This window comes from Rathayibacter sp. PhB127 (genome assembly GCF_003751665.1).
GTDB classification, from domain to species: Bacteria; Actinomycetota; Actinomycetes; order Actinomycetales; family Microbacteriaceae; genus Rathayibacter; species Rathayibacter festucae.
Genome location: NZ_RKHW01000003.1, coordinates 276,924 through 293,161, shown reverse-complemented (window position 1 = coordinate 293,161; position 16,238 = coordinate 276,924). Strand labels below are relative to the sequence as shown.

Below are 16,238 nucleotides of genomic sequence, written 5' to 3'. Positions count from 1 at the left end.
GGTGCTCCTTGAGGTGCTGTCCGGTGGTGGGTCGCGCCCCCGGCGCCGGAGCGCCGGGGGCACGGGTGGGTCAGTGGGCGGCGGCGGCGATCGCGTTCTCGTTGACGTCCTCGAGCGAGCGTCCCCGGGTCTCCGGGGCGAAGCGGGAGGCGACGACGAGCACCGCGTACATCACGGCGGCGAGGCCGAAGACGCCGGCGAAGGCGAACGAGCCGTAGAGCGCGACGGCGAGGAACGGCATGACCGCTCCGGCGATGTTGCCGATGCCGTTGACGATCGAGGCGCCGGAGGCGCGGATCGCGGTCGGGAAGATCTCGGCGGTCCAGGTGGCGAGGGTCGTGTTGGTGACCATCGTGAAGAACTGGAAGAGCGCGCCGAGCACGAGGATCGCTCCGGTGCCGTTGCCGAAGCCGGCGAAGGCGAGCGCGGTGAGGCAGCCGAGGACTCCGGCGGCGCCGACGGCGGTGCGGCGGCCGACGCGACCGGCGATCAGGGCCGCGGTCGTCGCTCCGAGGAGCGAGCCGATGTTCATGATCATCGTGTAGAGCAGGCTCTCCGAGACGGAGTAGCCGCGCTCGACCAGCAGGGTCGGCATCAGGAAGTTCAGCGTGACCTGCGAGCCGAAGGCCATCCAGGACGCGATGCCGAGGGCGGCGGTGCGGCGGATCACCGGGCGGCTGAAGACGGCAGCGGGGGAGGCGGACATCCGCACGGGCGGCAGGTCGTCGGGCGAGAGCTCGACGGGCGGGCGGGCGGTGGTGGGGGTGAGCGAGTTCGAGGCGAGGATCGCGAGCGAGCGGTTCGCCTCCTCCGTGCGGCCCTGCGAGAGCAGCCAGCGCGGCGTCTCCGGCAGCTTGCGGCGGTAGAAGACGACCAGCAGTGCGGGGACCGCGAGGATCACGAACGACCAGCGCCACACCGAGTCGGGGCCGCCGAGCGGGGTCTCCAGCGGGCCGAGCAGCAGCAGGAACAGGCCGTAGGAGAGGAAGTTTCCCAGGCCGCCGGCGCCGACGTTGACGGCGCCGATCGCGGTGCCGCGGAAGCGGGTGGAGACCATCTCGGAGAGCATGACCAGGCCGATCATGAACTCGCCGCCGATGCCGATGCCGACGATCAGGCGGCTGACGAGCAGCATCTCGTAGTTCATCGCGACGGCGCTGAGCAGTCCGCCGAGCGTGTAGATCAGCAGGTTCAGGCTGAGCGAGAAGCGGCGGCCGTAGCGGTCGGCGAGGTAGCCGGCCAGCAGGCGGCCGATCAGTCCGCCGATGACCGTGGCGGTGTTGATCGTCGTGAGCTGGATGTCGCCGATCTGCAGCGTCTCCTTGATGTGGCTGCCCATGGCACCCACCGAGTTCTGCTCGAGCGTGTTGAAGAACTCCCCGGCGAGGATCAGCAGGAAGATCCAGAACTGCGCGCGGGTGAAGCCGATGGAGTCGAGGACGGAGGCGACCGTGTGTCCGGAGGCGGGCGGAGCGGTGGTGCGGGATACAGCTGACATGTGTAGCTCCCAGCAGGGCGAGGGGTGAGGCGGCTCCAGAGTGATGGTCACCGCGAGGACTCCTCTTTTGTATCCCAAACACCGTTTCGGGCAGGTTTCCACGATGCTACAACCTGCGCACGCGGGCGTCGAACCGGGCGAGAGGGCGCTTTCGGTGCGGTGATTCCGCACCTGCTGTATACAAAACGGGTCTGAACGCAGTGCGGAGCCCGCCCCGCGACTGCGCGGAGTCCGCCCGGAGCCCGCCCGAACGCTCGCACGGACGCCCGTGTCGCCGACAGCTGCCGCGCATCTCCCCGGCCTGTGGACGGCGCTGGCCGCAGAGCGCGTCGTCGCTCGACGTTTCCTGCGCACTGGCTGATCCGGCGGGACGATCCCGAAGCCGCGCACGTCTGATTCATGTGCGACGGATCGTCGTCACCGCGACCGAGTCGCGCATCACCTTCTACCAGGGAGAGCATCATGACCAACGTCACCCCCAGCACCCTCGCCACCACCTCGGCCAAGCACGGCACCGAGACCTCGACCGGCAAGAACACGATCGCCGACGGCGTCGTCGAGAAGGTCGCCGGCATCGCCGCCCGCCAGGTCGCCGGCGTCCACGACCTCGGTGGCGGAGCCGCCCGCGCCATCGGCGCCATCCGCAACGCGATCAACGCGCAGGACCGCGGCCAGGGCATCTCCGTCGAGGTCGGCGAGAAGCAGGTCGCCGCCGACATCACGGTCGTCGCCGAGTACCCCGTCGCGCTGCAGAAGCTCGCCGACAGCATCCGCTCCGCCGTCTCCGAGGCCATCTCCTCGGTCGTCGGCATGGAGGTCACCGAGGTCAACGTGACCATCGCCGACGTCTACATCCCCTCGGACGACAAGGACGAGGACACCGAGAGCCGCGTCAAGTGACTCCGTCCCACCTCGGCCTGATCCTGGGCGCCGTCCTCGCCGTCACCGGCCTGGTCTTCGGCTTCTGGGCACTCCTCTGGGTCGCCCTCGCCATGGCCGTCGGCTACGGCGTCGGCCGCGTCGTCGAGGGCAAGCTCGACCTGAGCTCGCTCGCCGACACCCTCCGCGGGCGGCGGTCCTCGTGACCGCGGCGGTGATGGCCGACCAGGCCCGCCACGGCCGCACGACGATCACCTCGCGCGCCGTGCGCAGGGTCGTGTCGGCCGTCACCGCGGAGGCGCTCGACGTCGACGCGTCGGACGTCTCGGTCGAGCTGGACGACGACGGGGGGAAGCTGCACGTCACCGCGCAGGCCCCCCTGCGCATCCGTCCGCTCGGCGAGGAGGACCGCCGCTCCGGCACCGTCCTCAGCCGTCTCAGCACGGCCCAGTCCACCATCCGCACCCGCTGCCTCGAGCTGACCGGGTCCACCATCGGGCGCGTCGACCTCCGGATCACCGGGGCCGACCTGCGCGAGCGAAGGAGAGTCTCGTGACGACCCCCGCAGCATCAGGGACCCGCTCCACGGGCGCGCTGTACCCCAGGCTCGTCCGGCGCGAGATCACCTCGTCCCGCTCCACCTCGGCGATCGTCCTCGCGGTCCTGCTCATCCTCGTCTTCGCGTGGATCGGCACGGAGGCGGTGCTCGCCGCCCTCGGGCAGCCCGCGCTGCTCGTCGCCCCACAGGACGGAGCGGCCGCGGTGCTCGGCGCCGCGAGCGCTCCCGTCCCGCTGATCGTGGCCGGCGGAGTGGTCGCCGCGCTGATCGGGCTCGTCCTGATCGTCGTGTCCTTCTCCCCGGGCCGTCGCGGCCGCCGCCGCGCCGCCGCCGACCGCACCGCGGCCGTCATCGACGACCGCGTGATCGCGCAGAGCCTCGCCCGCACCGCCGCCTACGCCGGCGACGTCGACCCCGACCAGGTGTCGGTGTCGATCGGCGGACGCACGGCCGGTGTCACCGTCGGCCGCACCTCCGGGCGCAGCCTCGACGTCGGCACCATCCGCGAGGCGGTCGACGCCGAGCTCGCCGGCTACGACATCAGCCCGAAGCTCACGGCCCGCGTGCGCCTGTCCGAGAAGGGGACGGTCCGATGACCACCACCAACCGGTTCCTCAACCGCCTCCTCCTGTTCGTCGTGGGCCTCGTGCTCCTGCTCGCCGGCGGTGCCGTCGCGGCGGGAGCGCTGTTCCCCGACATCCAGGAGACGGTCTCCACCGGCGCGGAGGACGCGACGCAGCCCACCACCGACGCCCTCTCCGGCGGGCAGCCCTGGATCCTCTGGGTCTCGGCCGTGGTCGCCCTCGTGCTGATCCTGCTGCTGATGCGCTTCATCGTGCGCCAGGGCCGGGGACGCACGTCGACCCTGCTGCGCGTGGGCTCCGGCTCCGGCGCGGGCACGCCGACCGGCGGCTCCGTCACCATCGACGCGAAGGTCGCCGAGCACGTCCTCGAGGAGGCGCTGTCGCACGATCCCTCGATCGTCGCGCTCGACGTCACCGCCTTCGAGGTCAAGCACCGCACCGTCCTCCGCGTCACCGCGCACACCCGCCGCGGCGTCTCGCCGATGCGGACCCGCCGCGCGATCGACGACGCGGTGAAGAGCTGGGACGCCGTGCTGGGCGAGGAGACCCCCGTGGTCATCCAGATCGTCAGCGGCCTCCGCACCAGGATGAGCAGCAGCGCCCGCGTGCAGTAGCGGCGTCCGCGCCGCCCCGTGCCGCGCACCCGCCGCACCGGACGATCCGGCCCTCCCGCTCGGGAGGGCCGGAAGACCACTGAGGAGTACCCCATGACCGACACCGTCGGAACGAACGACCTCCGCGCCATCGACGGCGCGCACCCGGAGGACGAGTCGATCGAGCGACTGCTCGCGACCGCCGCCGCGGAGACCACCGCCGGTGTCACCGGCGTCCACCACCTCGGCGGCACCGCCGCCCGCACCCTCGACCGCGCGACCCGCGCCGTCCTGGGCACCAGCACGAGCCCCGGCGTGAGCATCGCCCGCGTCGACGGCGCGCTCGTCCTCGACCTCGACCTGGTGTCGGAGTACCCGCGCCCCGTCCAGGAGGTCATCGATGCCGTCCGCGAGCAGGTCGGCAAGGCCGCTGCGCAGCTGACCCGCGAGCGCGTCGTCGTCAACGTCAACGTGACCGACGTGCACGGCCCCTTCGACCCGATCGAGGTGCCCGACTCGGAGCGCGAGGACGGCCCCTCGCTGGTCGAGAAGGCCGGCGACGCGATGGACTCCGCCCGCGAGAAGGGCGGCGCCGCCCTCGACTCCGCCCGCGAGAAGGGCGCGGCAGCGCTCGACACCGCCCGCGAGCGGACCGCCGACGCGCTCGACGACGCCTCGGACCGCCTCGACGAGGCCGCCGACCGCGCCGCCGCGTCGGACGCCACCGCGGACTCGCTGTCCGACGAGGTCGCGACCCGGCCGGCCCGCGTGGAGCGCTCCGCCGACGTCGACGCGGACTCCGACTCCGACGCCGTCGAGACCGTCGTCGTCACCGCCGATGCTCCCGCCGCCGAGTTCGTCGTCCGCGTCGAGGTCGAGCCGGTGGAGGCCGACACCTCGGCCACCGATGCTTCGGCCGCCGACACCTCTGCCGACGGCTCCGACGTCGCCGACGCCGAGCGCCGCGGGTCGGAGTAGGCCGTGCGCACCCGCTCCTACGGCTCGCGCCGGAAGCCGCGCGCGGCCTGGGCCGCCCTCGCCACCGGCGTCGTCGTCAGCTTCCTGATCGTCGTCGGCGTGCTGCTGCCGGTGCTCGGCCTGATCGGCGCGGCCGACGCGACGACCGCGGGCGTCCTCGACGTCCCGGTCGGCGCGATCACCCTCTCGATCGTGCTCAGCTACCTGGTCGCCCTGGCGTTCCTCGCGCTGGCTCTCGTCTCCCGCAACGCCGCCCTCGCCTGGGTCGCCGCGGTCGCCGCCGTGATCGCGACCCTCGTCGGCTCGCTCTGGCCGCTGCTCGCCACCGCCTTCGCGAGCGTCGACCAGGCCGGCGACGTCATCCCCTTCATCCAGGACCTGATCGCCCGCGTCACCGGCTGAGCCCGGCGCCGCATCCCGCCGGTCGAGGAGGCGGAGCCGCTTCGCGCCTCGGCGATGGGGAGTGGACCCTCCTGGTCGATCAGCCCCACAGGGGCATGTCGAGTCTCATGCTGGTCGATCAGGCACACAGGGGCATGTCGAGTCTCATGCTGGTCGAGTAGCCCCGAAGGGGCGTATCGAGACCCGCCGTCATCCGCACGGCAGTCTGCGGACTCGTCTTCCGACGCGAGCGGACCTCCACGTGCCCGCTGCGCATGCTGTGCGATCAGCAGAGAAGCCGCTCGAACGGCGTGGAGCGCTCGATCGCTGCAGAACATCAGCTGAGAAGGGGTGGCCTCCGCTGTCAGGGGAGGCCCCCTGCTCTCAGCTGATGTTGTGCGCACCCCTGCCGGTCGAGGAGCCAGCAGGGGTGTCTCGAGACCCGCCGTCACCAGCTCGGCGGCTCTGCAGACTCGTGTTCTGACATCGGAGGATCACCGGGAAGAGACGCCGGCGAACATGCTGGTCGAGTAGCCCCGCAGGGGCGTATCGAGACCCGCCGTCCTCAGAGCGGTGGGTCTGCAGACTCATGTTCTGACGTCGGTGGATCTCGATACGCCCGCTCCGCGGGCTACTCGATCAGCATGGGCACCCCGAGGCGATCTGCGCTCGCCGCCCGTAGCGTGGTGGGATGACCACCAGCACCGACCCCGACGACCTCCGTGCCCAGTACCTGCGCGTCTACGACGAGCAGCTCCGCACCGACGCCGAGACGCCGAGCGCCGTGGCGGTGACGCTCGTCGGCCCGCTCCGGCTGGTGACCTTCGCCGGCGGGCGCGGCTTCGTCACCTACCGCGACCTCGGCGGGGCGGACGAGGCGGCGATCGACGCCCTCGTCGCCGCGGCCCGCGCGCACTTCGACGCCGACCCGGAGATCCGGAAGGTCGAGTGGAAGACCCGCGGCCACGACCGCGCACCCGGCCTGCACGAGGCGCTGCTGCGGCACGGCTTCGCCGCCGAGGAGACCGAGTCGATCATGATCGGCCCGCTCGAGGCGCTGACCCGCGACGCCCCGGTGCCCGACGGCGCGACCCTGCGCCGCGTCGTCGACGAGCCGGACGTCCGCGCGTTCAGCGCGATGATCGACGCCGCCTTCGGCGAGGACGTCGACACGGACATCGCCGACGCGCTGGTCGCACGGCTGGCTCGCGGCGACGGCATGGAGCTGTGGGTCGCCGAGGTCGACGGCCGCATGGTCGGCGGCGGCCGGCTCGAGCCGGTCGCGGACTCCGACGTCATCGGCATCTGGGGCGGCGCCGTGCTCGAGGAGTACCGCGGCCGCGGCATCTACCGCACGCTGACGGCCGCGCGCGCCGCCTCCGCGCTCGAGTCGGGCCGCACCCTCGTGCACAGCGACTCGACCGAGTACTCCCGCCCCATCCTCGAGCGCTCTGGCCTCGTCAAAGTCTCGACGACGACCCCGTACCTCTGGCGCCGCCCGTGAGAGGCACGCCTTTCATGCTGATCGAGTAGCCCGCGAAGCGGGCGTATCGAGATCCACCGTCGTCCGATGGGTGGGTCTCGATACGCCCCTGCGGGGCTACTCGACCGGCATGCGCTGCGCTCAGCTCGGCGAGCTGATCTCCAGCGCGATGTTGTCGGGGTCGCGGAACTCGAGGATGCTCTGGCCGCCGGCGTCCTTGATCGGCTCGTGCGCGATGCCGAGCTCGTCGAGCGCGGCGGCGGCGGCCTTCAGGGCGTCGAGGTCGGCGACGGCGAAGCTGAGGTGGTCGAGGCCGATGCGGTCCTCGTCGAAGCGGTCGCCCGCGTCGGCGACCGGGCGCAGGCCCAGCAGTCCGCCCGGGAACTGGTAGATCACGCCACCGAAGAGGAACGCGAGCTGCTCCTTCTGCTCCTCGGGGGCGTCCGCGGGCGGCGCCTCGAAGGCGACGTCGAAGCCGAAGACGGAGTCGTAGAAGGCGCGCGACACGGCGATGTCGCGGACGGTCAGGCGGATGTGGGCGTAGTCGACAGCGGGGATCGGCACGGTGGTTCCTCTCGGGAGCGGAGGGCGGAGTCGCCCTGTCTTCATGATTCGGAGCGGGCGCCGCACCCGGTGAGGGCTGGCGCCGCGCCCCGGGATCGGGTAGCGCCGCTCACTCCAGCTCGGCGGGCCGCGCCGGCTCGGCCAGCAGCGCCCGCGCCGCCATCCCGATCACCGCGCTGTACGTCGGGTAGGCGAACCGCACGTTCGCGAGGGTCGCGACGTCGACGCCGGCCGCCATCGCGGTGGTCACCGACTGCACGACCTCGATCGCGTTCTCGCCGACGGCGTGCGCGCCGAGCAGCAGCTCGCGGCGGCGGTCGGCGATCAGCGTCAAGAACCCGCCCTCGCGGTCGTCGATCACGGCGCGGTCGACGCTCGAGAACGGCACCGAGGCAACGATGCACTGCGGGTCGCGCTCGCGCGCCTGCTCCTGGGTGAAGCCCACGCCCGCGTAGTCCGGGTCCGTGAAGCCGCCGGCCGGCAGCAGGAACTGCGGAGTGCGCCGGTTGGCGCCCAGCACCGCGTTCTCGGCCGCCGCCTCGGCCTCGAACTGCGCCGCCTGCACGAGCATGTCGCGCCCGTTCGCGTCGCCGACCGCGAAGACGTGCGGCACGACCGTCCGGAAGTACTGATCGGCCGGGATCGCCGAGCGGACGACCTCGATGCCGGCGTTCTCGAGCCCCAGGTCCTCGACGTCGGCGGGCCAGCCGGTCGCCATGATCACGGCGTCGACGCCCTCGGTGCGCGCGGAGCCGGCCTCGCGCCAGGTGATGTCGATCGAGCCGCCCTCCGCGCGCTCGAGGCGCTCGATCGTCTCGATGCCCAGGTGCACGCGCACGCCCTGGCGCTCGAAGGCGCCGGCGACGTGCTCCGAGATGCTCGCGTCCGAGGTGGTCAGGATCCGCGGCGCGACGTCGAGCAGCGTCACCTCCGACCCGAAGGCGTTGAACACCGTGACGAGCTGCGCGCCGGTGTTGCCGCCGCCGATGACCGCGACCCGGCGGGGGAGGGTCGGCAGCGCCAGCACGTCCTCGGGGACGGTGGCGAGCTCGGCGCCCGGGATCGGCAGGCGGCGCGAGTGGCCGCCGACGCAGATCAGGATCGAGCGGGCGCGGATCCGCCGACCGCTGTCCAGGACGAGGGTGCTCTCGTCGACGAAGCGCGCGCGGCCCTCGTGGATCAGCTCGACTCCCGCCTCCTCGAAGCGCTGCGCCTCGCGCTTGATCGAGCGGACCTTGTCGACCCGCGCGTGCACGTGGCGGACGGTCGCGGCCCAGTCGACGACGGGCGTGCCGACGTCGACGCCGTAGTCGCCGGCGGTGCGAGCCTCGCGGACGATGCGCGCGGTCTTCGCGAGCACGCGGGTGGGCACGCAGCCGGTGTTGACGCAGGTGCCGCCGACGCGGCCGGCCTCGAGCACGACCACCTTCGCGCCGAGCTCGGCGGCGCGGAGGGCGGCGGCGGTGCCGGCCGGGCCCGCGCCGATCACGGCGACGTCGTACTCCTGGGGCGCGGTGGTGCCGGGGTCGGTGGCGGCGGTGGCGTTCTGGGTGCTGGCGGGCACGGCGGGGCCTCTCGGGTCGGTGCTCGGCGGAGCGGGCGGTGTCCCCGCATCCTGGCGCCCGCGCCCTCGGTTTCTCTGAGCGCCCGCGCTGGCTTGACAGCGGCTCTGTCCGCTCGCGCCGTCAGGACCGCCGGGCGCGGAGGAGCAGCTCCCGGTGAGCGCGATCGGCGCCCTGGGCCTCCGTCGCCGAGATCGGCCGCGCCGAGTAGCCCGCCTTGGTCTTCAGCGAGAGGAGCCGCTCCAGGTGCTTGGCCGCCTCCGGATCGGCGCGACGGAGCAGCGCGACGGCCTCGGCGTGCGAGCCGGTGGGCGAGTAACGCCCGAGGCGGCGGATGCAGATCACGTCGCTCGCGGCGATCCCCGCGTGCACGGCCATCGTCGTGAACGCGTCGGTGCTCTCGATCGTGCCGTCCGAGCCGACGAAGACCGCAGCGGCGTCGGCGAACTCCTCCGCCTTCGAGAGGCGGCCTGCGGCGACGGCCGGGTCGGCGTCGCGATCCGCCGTCATCGCGCGCCCACGAGCCGGCGGAAGGCGAGGGGCGAGCCGATCAGAGGGATGCCCTCGTCGACGATGGATCGGAGCACCGGCTCGTCCGCGGCGGCGTCGCGCAGCTCGCCCTCGGACATCTCGAGGACGCGCGGGTCGTTCCCGGTCCAGGCCTTCGCGTCGCGCACGAGGGCGGACACCTGCTCGTGCCAGGCGTCCGTCGGTGCCGCGGGCTGCTGGAGGAAGAGGTCGAGGTCGCTGCCCGCCCGCATCTCCCCGCGGGCGGCGGAGCCGAACATCGCCGCGTAGTCCGGCTGGTGCGCCCAGCCCTCGAGGGTCGAGACGAGGCGCTCGTGCAGCGTCTCGTCGAGGCGCGCGAGCTCCATGATCGCGCCGGCGGCCAGATGGGAGCGATTGAGCCGGTAGATCGTCGTCCTGCCGACCGCCTGGCTCGTGACGATCCCCTCCTCGACGAGGCGGGTGAGCGTGCGTCGGATTCCTTCGAGTGAGCGGCCGCCGATCCGGCTGCGCAGCTCGCCGACGGTGAACCAGTCGTCGGCGCGCGCCAGAACGGTCAGGACGTCGCCGTCGACGGACGCGGTCACGACGGCGAGTGGGCTCTGCGTCCGCATGCGGCGCTCCTCACTCAGAAAAGTTGGTGACCACCAATAATAATACGCTTCCTGGGCCGAACAGCGAGCTCGAGCGTCGTGATGGCGCGATCTACGCCTCAGGCCCCGGCGTCGCGACCAGCTGGAAGCCGCCCTCGATGCTGCCGTCGGGGCGGAGGGTGACGCGCGTGTACACCGGGGTGTCGTCGCCGGTCACCGTGCCGACGACGTCGAGCGCGTCGCCGGCGAAGAAGGCCTCGAGGCCGGTGCAGCCGGCCGAGAGCGAGCCGTCGGGGCGCTCGAGGGCGAGGCAGATCCGGGTGGCGTCGGGCGCCGTGAGCAGCAGCCGGTCGTTCTGGGTGGTCTCGAAGGTCGGGCTGTAGACCTCGGCGTCGCCCGAGATCAGCGAGAGACCGGTGGGGATGTCGGTGGTGACGGCCCAGCGCTCGACGAGCGCGGCGAAGCGGTCGGTCGCGCGCGGGGTCGGGGTCCCGGTCGCCGTTGCGGGCCCGCTCGAGGACCGCTGCGGGACGGCCACGCCGATGACGGAGGCGGTGGCCGCGCCGATCGCGAGCCCGCCGACGAGCAGCCCGGCGCCGAGGAGGACGAGGCGCGACCGGGCGGGGGGTGCGGCGGGCGAGGGTCCGCTCGCCGTCCGCGCGGGTCCGGCGGCTCGTGGGGCGGGCTGCGCCTCCGCGGCGGCGGCGGCCACGAGTCGGCGCTGCGCCTCGGCCCGCTGCGCCTCGATCCGCTGCGCTTCGGCCCGCAGTGCTTCGTCGCGGTCGTCCCCGGTCGGGCGGGCGTAGAGCGCGCGCTCGAGATCCTGGCGCTCGTCGTCCTCGTCCTGCACGCCGTCAGTATGCCGGAGCGTCGCCCGGCCGGCGGGTCGATCGGCGCCTCAGGGCCCCATCGTCCCAGTGCCGGGCGTCCCGTCGACCCGCAGGTACTGCAGGCGCACGACTCCGCGCGGTGAGGTGACGGCCGGCCCGTCGAGCCGCAGGTTCGTCGGCACGGCACCGCCGCCGAAGACCGGCTTGCCGGAGCCCAGCAGGATCGGGTGCAGCCACAGGGTGAGCCGGTCGAAGAGCTGCTCCGCGAGCAGCGTCTGCACCAGGTCGAGGCTGCCGATCACGTGCACGGCGGAGTGGCGCTCGCGCACCTCGCGGACGGCGGCCGGCAGGTCGGCGCCGAGCTGCACCGAGCCGGACCAGGGGAGTGGCGGCGTGCCGCGGGAGGCGACGTACTTCGGGATCCGGTTGAACAGCTCCGCGATCGGCCCCTGCTGCTGCGGCCAGTAGCCCGCGAAGATCTCGTAGGTGCGCCGTCCGAGCAGCAGGGCGTCCATGCCGGCCATCCCGTCCAGGACCTGCTCGCCGACCGTCTCGTCGACCAGCGGCGCCTGCCAGCCGCCGAACGCGAAGCCGCCGCCCGGGTCCTCCTCCGGTCCGCCGGGCGCCTGCGCGACCCCGTCGACGGTGCTGAACAGATCGATGTCGAGGGTTCCCACGGTGCGCTCCTCTGCGTCGGCGGCTGCGGCTGCGGCCCACGGTCCCACTCGAGCGGGGGCGGGGCAAGAGGCCGCCGCGTCATCGTGGCCTCGGCCGCATCACGTGTCCGGGGACACCGGTGCAACGGCACGCAGTCCCCCGTTAGGGTGACAATCCGTCGATCCGCGCCCGGATCCCCGGCAGATCCGCGCCGGGCCGGCGATCGCGCCCTGTACTCCTGCTCAAGCCCGGGGCTACGGTTCGACTCCACTCACCTCGGGTGTCACGAGCCCACGCTGTCGTGGGCGGATCGCTGCGCAACGATGCCGCACGGAACTCCTTCCCACGTCCGACGAGACCGGGCCCGTTGGAAGGTGGGGATCGCGGCGTCGACCGGGATCCTGCTCCTGTCCGCGGGGCTCCTCTCCGCCACCGCCGCCCAGGCGGCCACGGCGCCGACCCTCGGGAGGGCCGGGCACTTCTCGGTCCTCGGCGGATCGACCGTCACCAACACCGGCGACACCCTCCTGCCGCTCGACCTCGGCGTGAGCCCCGGCACCGCGATCACCGGCTTCCCGCCCGGCGAGGTCCTCGGCGCGACGCACGCCGCGGACGCCGACGCGATCGGCGCGCAGTCCGACCTGGTCAAGGCCTACGACCAGCTGACCTCGCAGGCCACCACCGAGTCCGTCGCCGGCGACCTCGTCGGCCGCACCTTCACTCCCGGCGTCTACACCGCCTCCGGCCCGATCGGAGTCACGGGCACCGTGACCCTCGACGCCGAGGGCGCGAACGGCGCCGTCTTCGTCTTCAAGGCCGCCTCGACCCTCATCACGGGCTCCGGGAGCCGGATCGAGCTGATCAACGGCGCGCAGGCCTGCAACGTCTTCTGGCAGGTCGGCAGCTCCGCGACCCTCGGCACCTCCTCCGACTTCGCGGGCTCGATCCTCGCGCTGACCTCGATCACCGTGACCAACGCCGTCACCGTCGACGGCCGCGCCCTCGCCCGCAACGGCGCCGTGACCCTCGACGACGACACCTTCGTCTCGTCCTCCTGCACCCCGGCGACCACCGCCCCGCCGACGACCGCGCCGACCACGGCGCCGCCGACGACGCCGCCGACGACGCCGCCTACGACTCCGCCGACCACGCCGCCGACGACGCCGCCGACGACGCCTCCGACGACGCCGCCGACGACGCCGCCGACGACTCCGCCGACGACTCCGCCGACGACGCCGCCGACGACTCCGCCGACGACTCCGCCGACGACGCCTCCGACGACGCCTCCGACGACGCCTCCGACGACGCCGCCGACCACGCCGCCCACGACGCCGCCCACGACGCCGCCGACGACGCCTCCGACCACGCCGCCCACGACGCCGCCGACCACGCCTCCGACGACGCCGCCGACGACGCCGCCCGTCGTGACGCCGACCCCGACGCCCACGCCGACCCCGACGCCCACGCCGACCCCGACGCCCACGCCGACCCCGACGCCCACGCCGACGGTCCAGCCCACGCCCCGGGCCTCCACTCCGCCGGTGATCCCGGCGAAGTCCGGGACGCCGCCGACCAGCGGACTCGCCTCGACCGGAGTCGAGACCGGTGCGGGTCTGTCGCTCGCGTTCCTCGCCCTGGGTGGCGGCGCACTGCTGCTGCTCCAGCAGCGACGAGCACGACGCCGCAACCGCAGCTGATCGCCGCGACGCGGCGCTGTCGCTGAGAGGGGGAGCCGAGCCTCCCCCTCCCGGCCGGCGGGTGCCGTGGTGACAGCACCGCGGCACCCGCAGAACACAGGCTGAGAGCGCCGGATCCCCGACTAGCAGGGGGTCCGGCGCTCTCGGCCTTCTCTGCGCCGTGCGGCGCGCGCCCGGTTCAGCCGGACGGGTTCTCGACCGGGTCGCCCTCGGGGTCGGTCGCCGTCTCGGGGTCGACCTCGTCGGGCTCGACCGGCTGGGTGTCGGGGGTGCTCGTGTCCGTCATGGGATCCTCCTCATTGCTCCTTCCGCGGTCGGTCCTGCTCCCGCGGCTGTTCGGATCGTGCGTCGGCCACGCTACGGTCCGCCCGGTCCGCCGTGACCCCCGTTGACGCGAGCGGGGAGAGCGTGAGCGGGCCGTTCCGCGCGTGTCCCGCGCAGAGTCCGCGAGCGCGCGTGGCAGTCCGCCGCCTCCTCCGCAAGGCCTGGCTGCACTTCGGCGCGATTCGTAGGGTGAGGGCTCCCGAGTCGAGGAGCAGGCGCGCCAGATGATCCGAACCACCGTCACCATCGAGGGCAAGACCTACGGACTCTCCCAGGGGACGGACGTCGACGATCTCAAGGAGTCCGCGACCCGCGCGACCCAGGCCGGCGGTGGGCTCATCGACTTCGTCGTGGTCGGCAACCGCCAGGTCAGCGTGCTGATCTCCTCCGGCGTGCCGGTGATCTTCGAAGAGGTGCAGGTCCCCGATGACGACCGCGACACCGGCGACCTGCAGGAGCCGTGGGACGACATCGACTACCTCGACTGACCCCGACCTCCGCCCGGACGCCTCCCGAGGGAGCGCCGCCCCCGCGGTCTCAGACGCCTGAGGGGCGCCGCCGGCTGGACCCGGCGTCCCTCGGGCTCCTTCTCTCCTGCACCCGCCGCTGCGATCCGCGTGTCAGAGGGCGGCGGACTCGGCGTCCTCCGCGCCGGCGTCGGCCAGCTCGCCCGCGACGAGGATCGCCGCAGCGCTGCCGAGCGCCGAGCGCACCTGCTCGGCGCTGATCTCGAGGAGGTCGGCGATCACCGCGACGTCGTGCCCGCCGGTGTGGCGCAGCAGCCAGCACTGGCGCTCGAGGGCGGGCAGGCCGTGCAGGCGGCGGTGGAACGCGGAGCGGAGCAGGTCGTCCTCGCGGAGCCCGACCGGAGCGGACGCCGGAACGAGCGCAGCGCGGCGGCCGACGCTGTGACGGCCGATCTCCGTCCGTGCGATCTCGAGGGCCGACTGCTCGTCGACGACCCGCGGTGATCCCGAGCGGAGGGTGACCGCGGCCTGGTGCAGGGCGGCGGTGGCCATCGACTCCGAGAGCGTGAGCCGGTAGGCGTAGGCGTAGAGGCCGGCGGTGCGGTTCAGCGCGGGGGACTGCGCCTTCTCCGCTCTCGCGGGCTGGGCCGTCGCGGGCAGGGCCGTCGTGGGCAGGGCGTTCGCGCTCACGGGTCTCTCCTCGTCTCTGCGCGGCCGGGGCGGGCTCGCGTCGAAGCCGATGCTAGAGGTGTCGAGAACGATCGTTCTACCCTTGACTTTCTCAGGCGATCATCGATACATATGCATCTTCGCTCTCCGTCACTCGCGCGCGGAGAGGATGCAGAACTCGTTCCCCTCCGGATCCGCGAGCACCACCCACGACTGCTCGCCCTGGCCGACGTCGATCCGGGTGGCGCCCAGCGCGATCAGCCGGTCGACCTCCGCCGCCTGATCGTCGGGCACGAAGTCGAGGTGCAGGCGGTTCTTCACGGTCTTCCGCTCCGGCACGTCGAGGAAGAGGAGACTCGGGCCGCGGCCGGACGCGGGCAGCAACTCGATCCCCTCGTCGTCCTCATCGACGATGTCCCAGCCGAGCGCCTCCTGCCACCAGTGCCCCAGGGCGCGGAAGTCGGTGCAGTCGACGATGATCTCTTCGAAGCTCAGGCTCATGCCGCCGACGCTAATCGGCGTTCGCGGTGTCGCGGAAGGGGTCGCGGAGATCGGTGGAGAGAGCCCCGCACTCGGCGCCTGGGGAGGAGTCCGTGCCGAAGCGGCACGACGGCTGGCTCCGGAGCGCGCGGTCCGGCATCCTCGAGCGGAGCCGGACGCACGCGCCGCGCTCGCCGGAGGGAACGACATGAGCAGCGAGCACGAGCACCGCACCGAGCAGGACACCGAGCCCGGGACCGCCCGCGAGCACTGGGAGGCGCGCTACTCCGACTCCGACCGCGTCTGGTCGGGCCGGCCGAACGCGACCCTCGTCGAGCTCGTCGGCGACCTGACTCCCGGCCGCGCCCTCGACCTGGGCTGCGGCGAGGGCGGCGACGTCCTCTGGCTGGCGGCGCAGGGCTGGACCGTCACCGGCCTCGACCTCTCCGAGACCGCGCTCGAGCGCGCCCGGGCCGAGGCGCTCGCCCGGGGTCTCGTGATCGACGTCCGCCAGGCGGATCTCGGCGCCGACTGGCCGGTCGAGGGCGTCTTCGACCTGGTCGCGTCGAGCTTCCTGCACTCGATGGTGGAGTTGCCGCGGATCCCCATCCTGCGCCGTGCCGCCGAGCTCGTGGCGCCCGGCGGAGTCCTCGCGGTCGTCTCGCACGCGGCCGCGCCGCCCTGGTCCGCGCACGCGCACCGGCATGAGGGCGGACCCGTCCTCGCCTCGCCCGAGGAGGAGCTCGCCGCCCTCGCCCTCGATCCGGCGGAGTGGACGCCCCGGGTCGTCGAGACCCGCGAGCGGACGGCGACCGGCCCCGACGGCGAGGACACGGTCCTCCTGGACGGGGTCCTCCTCCTCGAGCGCGCGGCGCCTGCACGCTGAGGCGCCCGAGCCGCCGCTGACGCTCCTCCACAGGAGCTCCTTCGCGG

Annotated in this window: 20 protein-coding genes; 11 read left to right on the top strand and 9 right to left on the bottom strand. The window is 73.2% G+C overall.

Annotated features, from left to right (window positions below):
• Nucleotides 1-70: 70 nt before the first annotated feature.
• Nucleotides 71-1,498 (bottom strand): MFS transporter, encoded by a 1,428-nt coding sequence (locus tag EDF22_RS15975; protein WP_243581528.1) that lies wholly within the window; start codon nt 1,496-1,498, stop codon nt 71-73.
• Between the two features lie 462 nt (nt 1,499-1,960).
• Here EDF22_RS15975 and EDF22_RS15970 point away from each other — a divergent pair, with 462 nt between their 5' ends.
• The 8 genes from EDF22_RS15970 (at nt 1,961) to EDF22_RS15935 (ending at nt 6,976) form a co-directional block, all read left to right on the top strand.
• Nucleotides 1,961-2,398 (top strand): Asp23/Gls24 family envelope stress response protein, encoded by a 438-nt coding sequence (locus EDF22_RS15970; RefSeq protein ID WP_123705848.1) that lies wholly within the window; start codon nt 1,961-1,963, stop codon nt 2,396-2,398.
• Entirely contained in the window at nt 2,395-2,583 is a 189-nt protein-coding gene (locus EDF22_RS15965; RefSeq protein ID WP_123447468.1) for a DUF2273 domain-containing protein, read from the top strand. Before EDF22_RS15970 ends, EDF22_RS15965 begins: the two co-directional genes overlap by 4 nt.
• Nucleotides 2,580-2,933, top strand: coding sequence for a hypothetical protein (locus EDF22_RS15960; protein WP_243839852.1), 354 nt, complete (start codon nt 2,580-2,582; stop codon nt 2,931-2,933). Before EDF22_RS15965 ends, EDF22_RS15960 begins: the two co-directional genes overlap by 4 nt.
• Nucleotides 2,930-3,532, top strand: coding sequence for a DUF6286 domain-containing protein (locus EDF22_RS15955; RefSeq protein WP_123705847.1), 603 nt, complete (start codon nt 2,930-2,932; stop codon nt 3,530-3,532). Before EDF22_RS15960 ends, EDF22_RS15955 begins: the two co-directional genes overlap by 4 nt.
• Nucleotides 3,529-4,134: a hypothetical protein gene (locus tag EDF22_RS15950; protein WP_123705846.1), complete on the top strand. Its 606-nt coding sequence runs from the start codon at nt 3,529-3,531 to the stop codon at nt 4,132-4,134. Before EDF22_RS15955 ends, EDF22_RS15950 begins: the two co-directional genes overlap by 4 nt.
• Nucleotides 4,135-4,227: 93 nt before the next feature.
• Complete coding sequence (locus EDF22_RS15945; protein ID WP_123705845.1) at nt 4,228-5,091, top strand: Asp23/Gls24 family envelope stress response protein; 864 nt, start codon at nt 4,228-4,230, stop codon at nt 5,089-5,091.
• 3 nt (nt 5,092-5,094) lie between these two features.
• On the top strand, nt 5,095-5,493 hold the full coding sequence (locus EDF22_RS15940) for a hypothetical protein (RefSeq protein ID WP_123705844.1): 399 nt from the start codon (nt 5,095-5,097) through the stop codon (nt 5,491-5,493).
• Between the two features lie 670 nt (nt 5,494-6,163).
• Entirely contained in the window at nt 6,164-6,976 is an 813-nt protein-coding gene (locus EDF22_RS15935; protein WP_123705843.1) for a GNAT family N-acetyltransferase, read from the top strand.
• A 120-nt stretch (nt 6,977-7,096) separates the two neighbouring features.
• On the opposite strand, the gene EDF22_RS15930 is transcribed toward EDF22_RS15935, so the two are convergent.
• The 6 genes from EDF22_RS15930 to EDF22_RS15905 form a co-directional block, all read right to left on the bottom strand.
• Nucleotides 7,097-7,519: a VOC family protein gene (locus tag EDF22_RS15930; protein WP_123447474.1), complete on the bottom strand. Its 423-nt coding sequence runs from the start codon at nt 7,517-7,519 to the stop codon at nt 7,097-7,099.
• A 109-nt stretch (nt 7,520-7,628) separates the two neighbouring features.
• Entirely contained in the window at nt 7,629-9,083 is a 1,455-nt protein-coding gene (locus EDF22_RS15925; protein ID WP_123705842.1) for an NAD(P)/FAD-dependent oxidoreductase, read from the bottom strand.
• A 121-nt stretch (nt 9,084-9,204) separates the two neighbouring features.
• Nucleotides 9,205-9,591 (bottom strand): hypothetical protein, encoded by a 387-nt coding sequence (locus tag EDF22_RS15920; protein ID WP_123705841.1) that lies wholly within the window; start codon nt 9,589-9,591, stop codon nt 9,205-9,207.
• Nucleotides 9,588-10,202 (bottom strand): nucleotidyltransferase domain-containing protein, encoded by a 615-nt coding sequence (locus EDF22_RS15915; protein ID WP_123705840.1) that lies wholly within the window; start codon nt 10,200-10,202, stop codon nt 9,588-9,590. Before EDF22_RS15915 ends, EDF22_RS15920 begins: the two co-directional genes overlap by 4 nt.
• Nucleotides 10,203-10,293: 91 nt before the next feature.
• Entirely contained in the window at nt 10,294-11,031 is a 738-nt protein-coding gene (locus EDF22_RS15910; protein WP_123705839.1) for a hypothetical protein, read from the bottom strand.
• Between the two features lie 48 nt (nt 11,032-11,079).
• Complete coding sequence (locus EDF22_RS15905) at nt 11,080-11,688, bottom strand: dihydrofolate reductase family protein (RefSeq protein WP_123705838.1); 609 nt, start codon at nt 11,686-11,688, stop codon at nt 11,080-11,082.
• 354 nt (nt 11,689-12,042) lie between these two features.
• On the opposite strand from EDF22_RS15905, the gene EDF22_RS15900 reads away from it, so the two are divergent.
• Complete coding sequence (locus EDF22_RS15900) at nt 12,043-13,365, top strand: ice-binding family protein (RefSeq protein WP_260303508.1); 1,323 nt, start codon at nt 12,043-12,045, stop codon at nt 13,363-13,365.
• 548 nt (nt 13,366-13,913) lie between these two features.
• A complete protein-coding gene (locus EDF22_RS15895) occupies nt 13,914-14,177 on the top strand; it encodes a hypothetical protein (RefSeq protein WP_123447479.1) in 264 nt (87 codons plus the stop codon).
• 132 nt (nt 14,178-14,309) lie between these two features.
• Here the strand turns inward: EDF22_RS15895 and EDF22_RS15890 are convergent, their stop codons facing one another.
• A complete protein-coding gene (locus tag EDF22_RS15890; protein WP_123705836.1) occupies nt 14,310-14,846 on the bottom strand; it encodes an RNA polymerase sigma factor in 537 nt (178 codons plus the stop codon).
• 129 nt (nt 14,847-14,975) lie between these two features.
• Nucleotides 14,976-15,326, bottom strand: a complete 351-nt coding sequence (locus tag EDF22_RS15885; protein ID WP_123447481.1) for a VOC family protein — start codon at nt 15,324-15,326, stop codon at nt 14,976-14,978.
• Nucleotides 15,327-15,513: 187 nt separating this feature from the next.
• Between EDF22_RS15885 and EDF22_RS15880 the strand changes: the two genes are divergently transcribed.
• Nucleotides 15,514-16,191, top strand: coding sequence for a cyclopropane-fatty-acyl-phospholipid synthase family protein (locus tag EDF22_RS15880; protein ID WP_123705835.1), 678 nt, complete (start codon nt 15,514-15,516; stop codon nt 16,189-16,191).
• Nucleotides 16,192-16,238 lie beyond the last annotated feature (47 nt).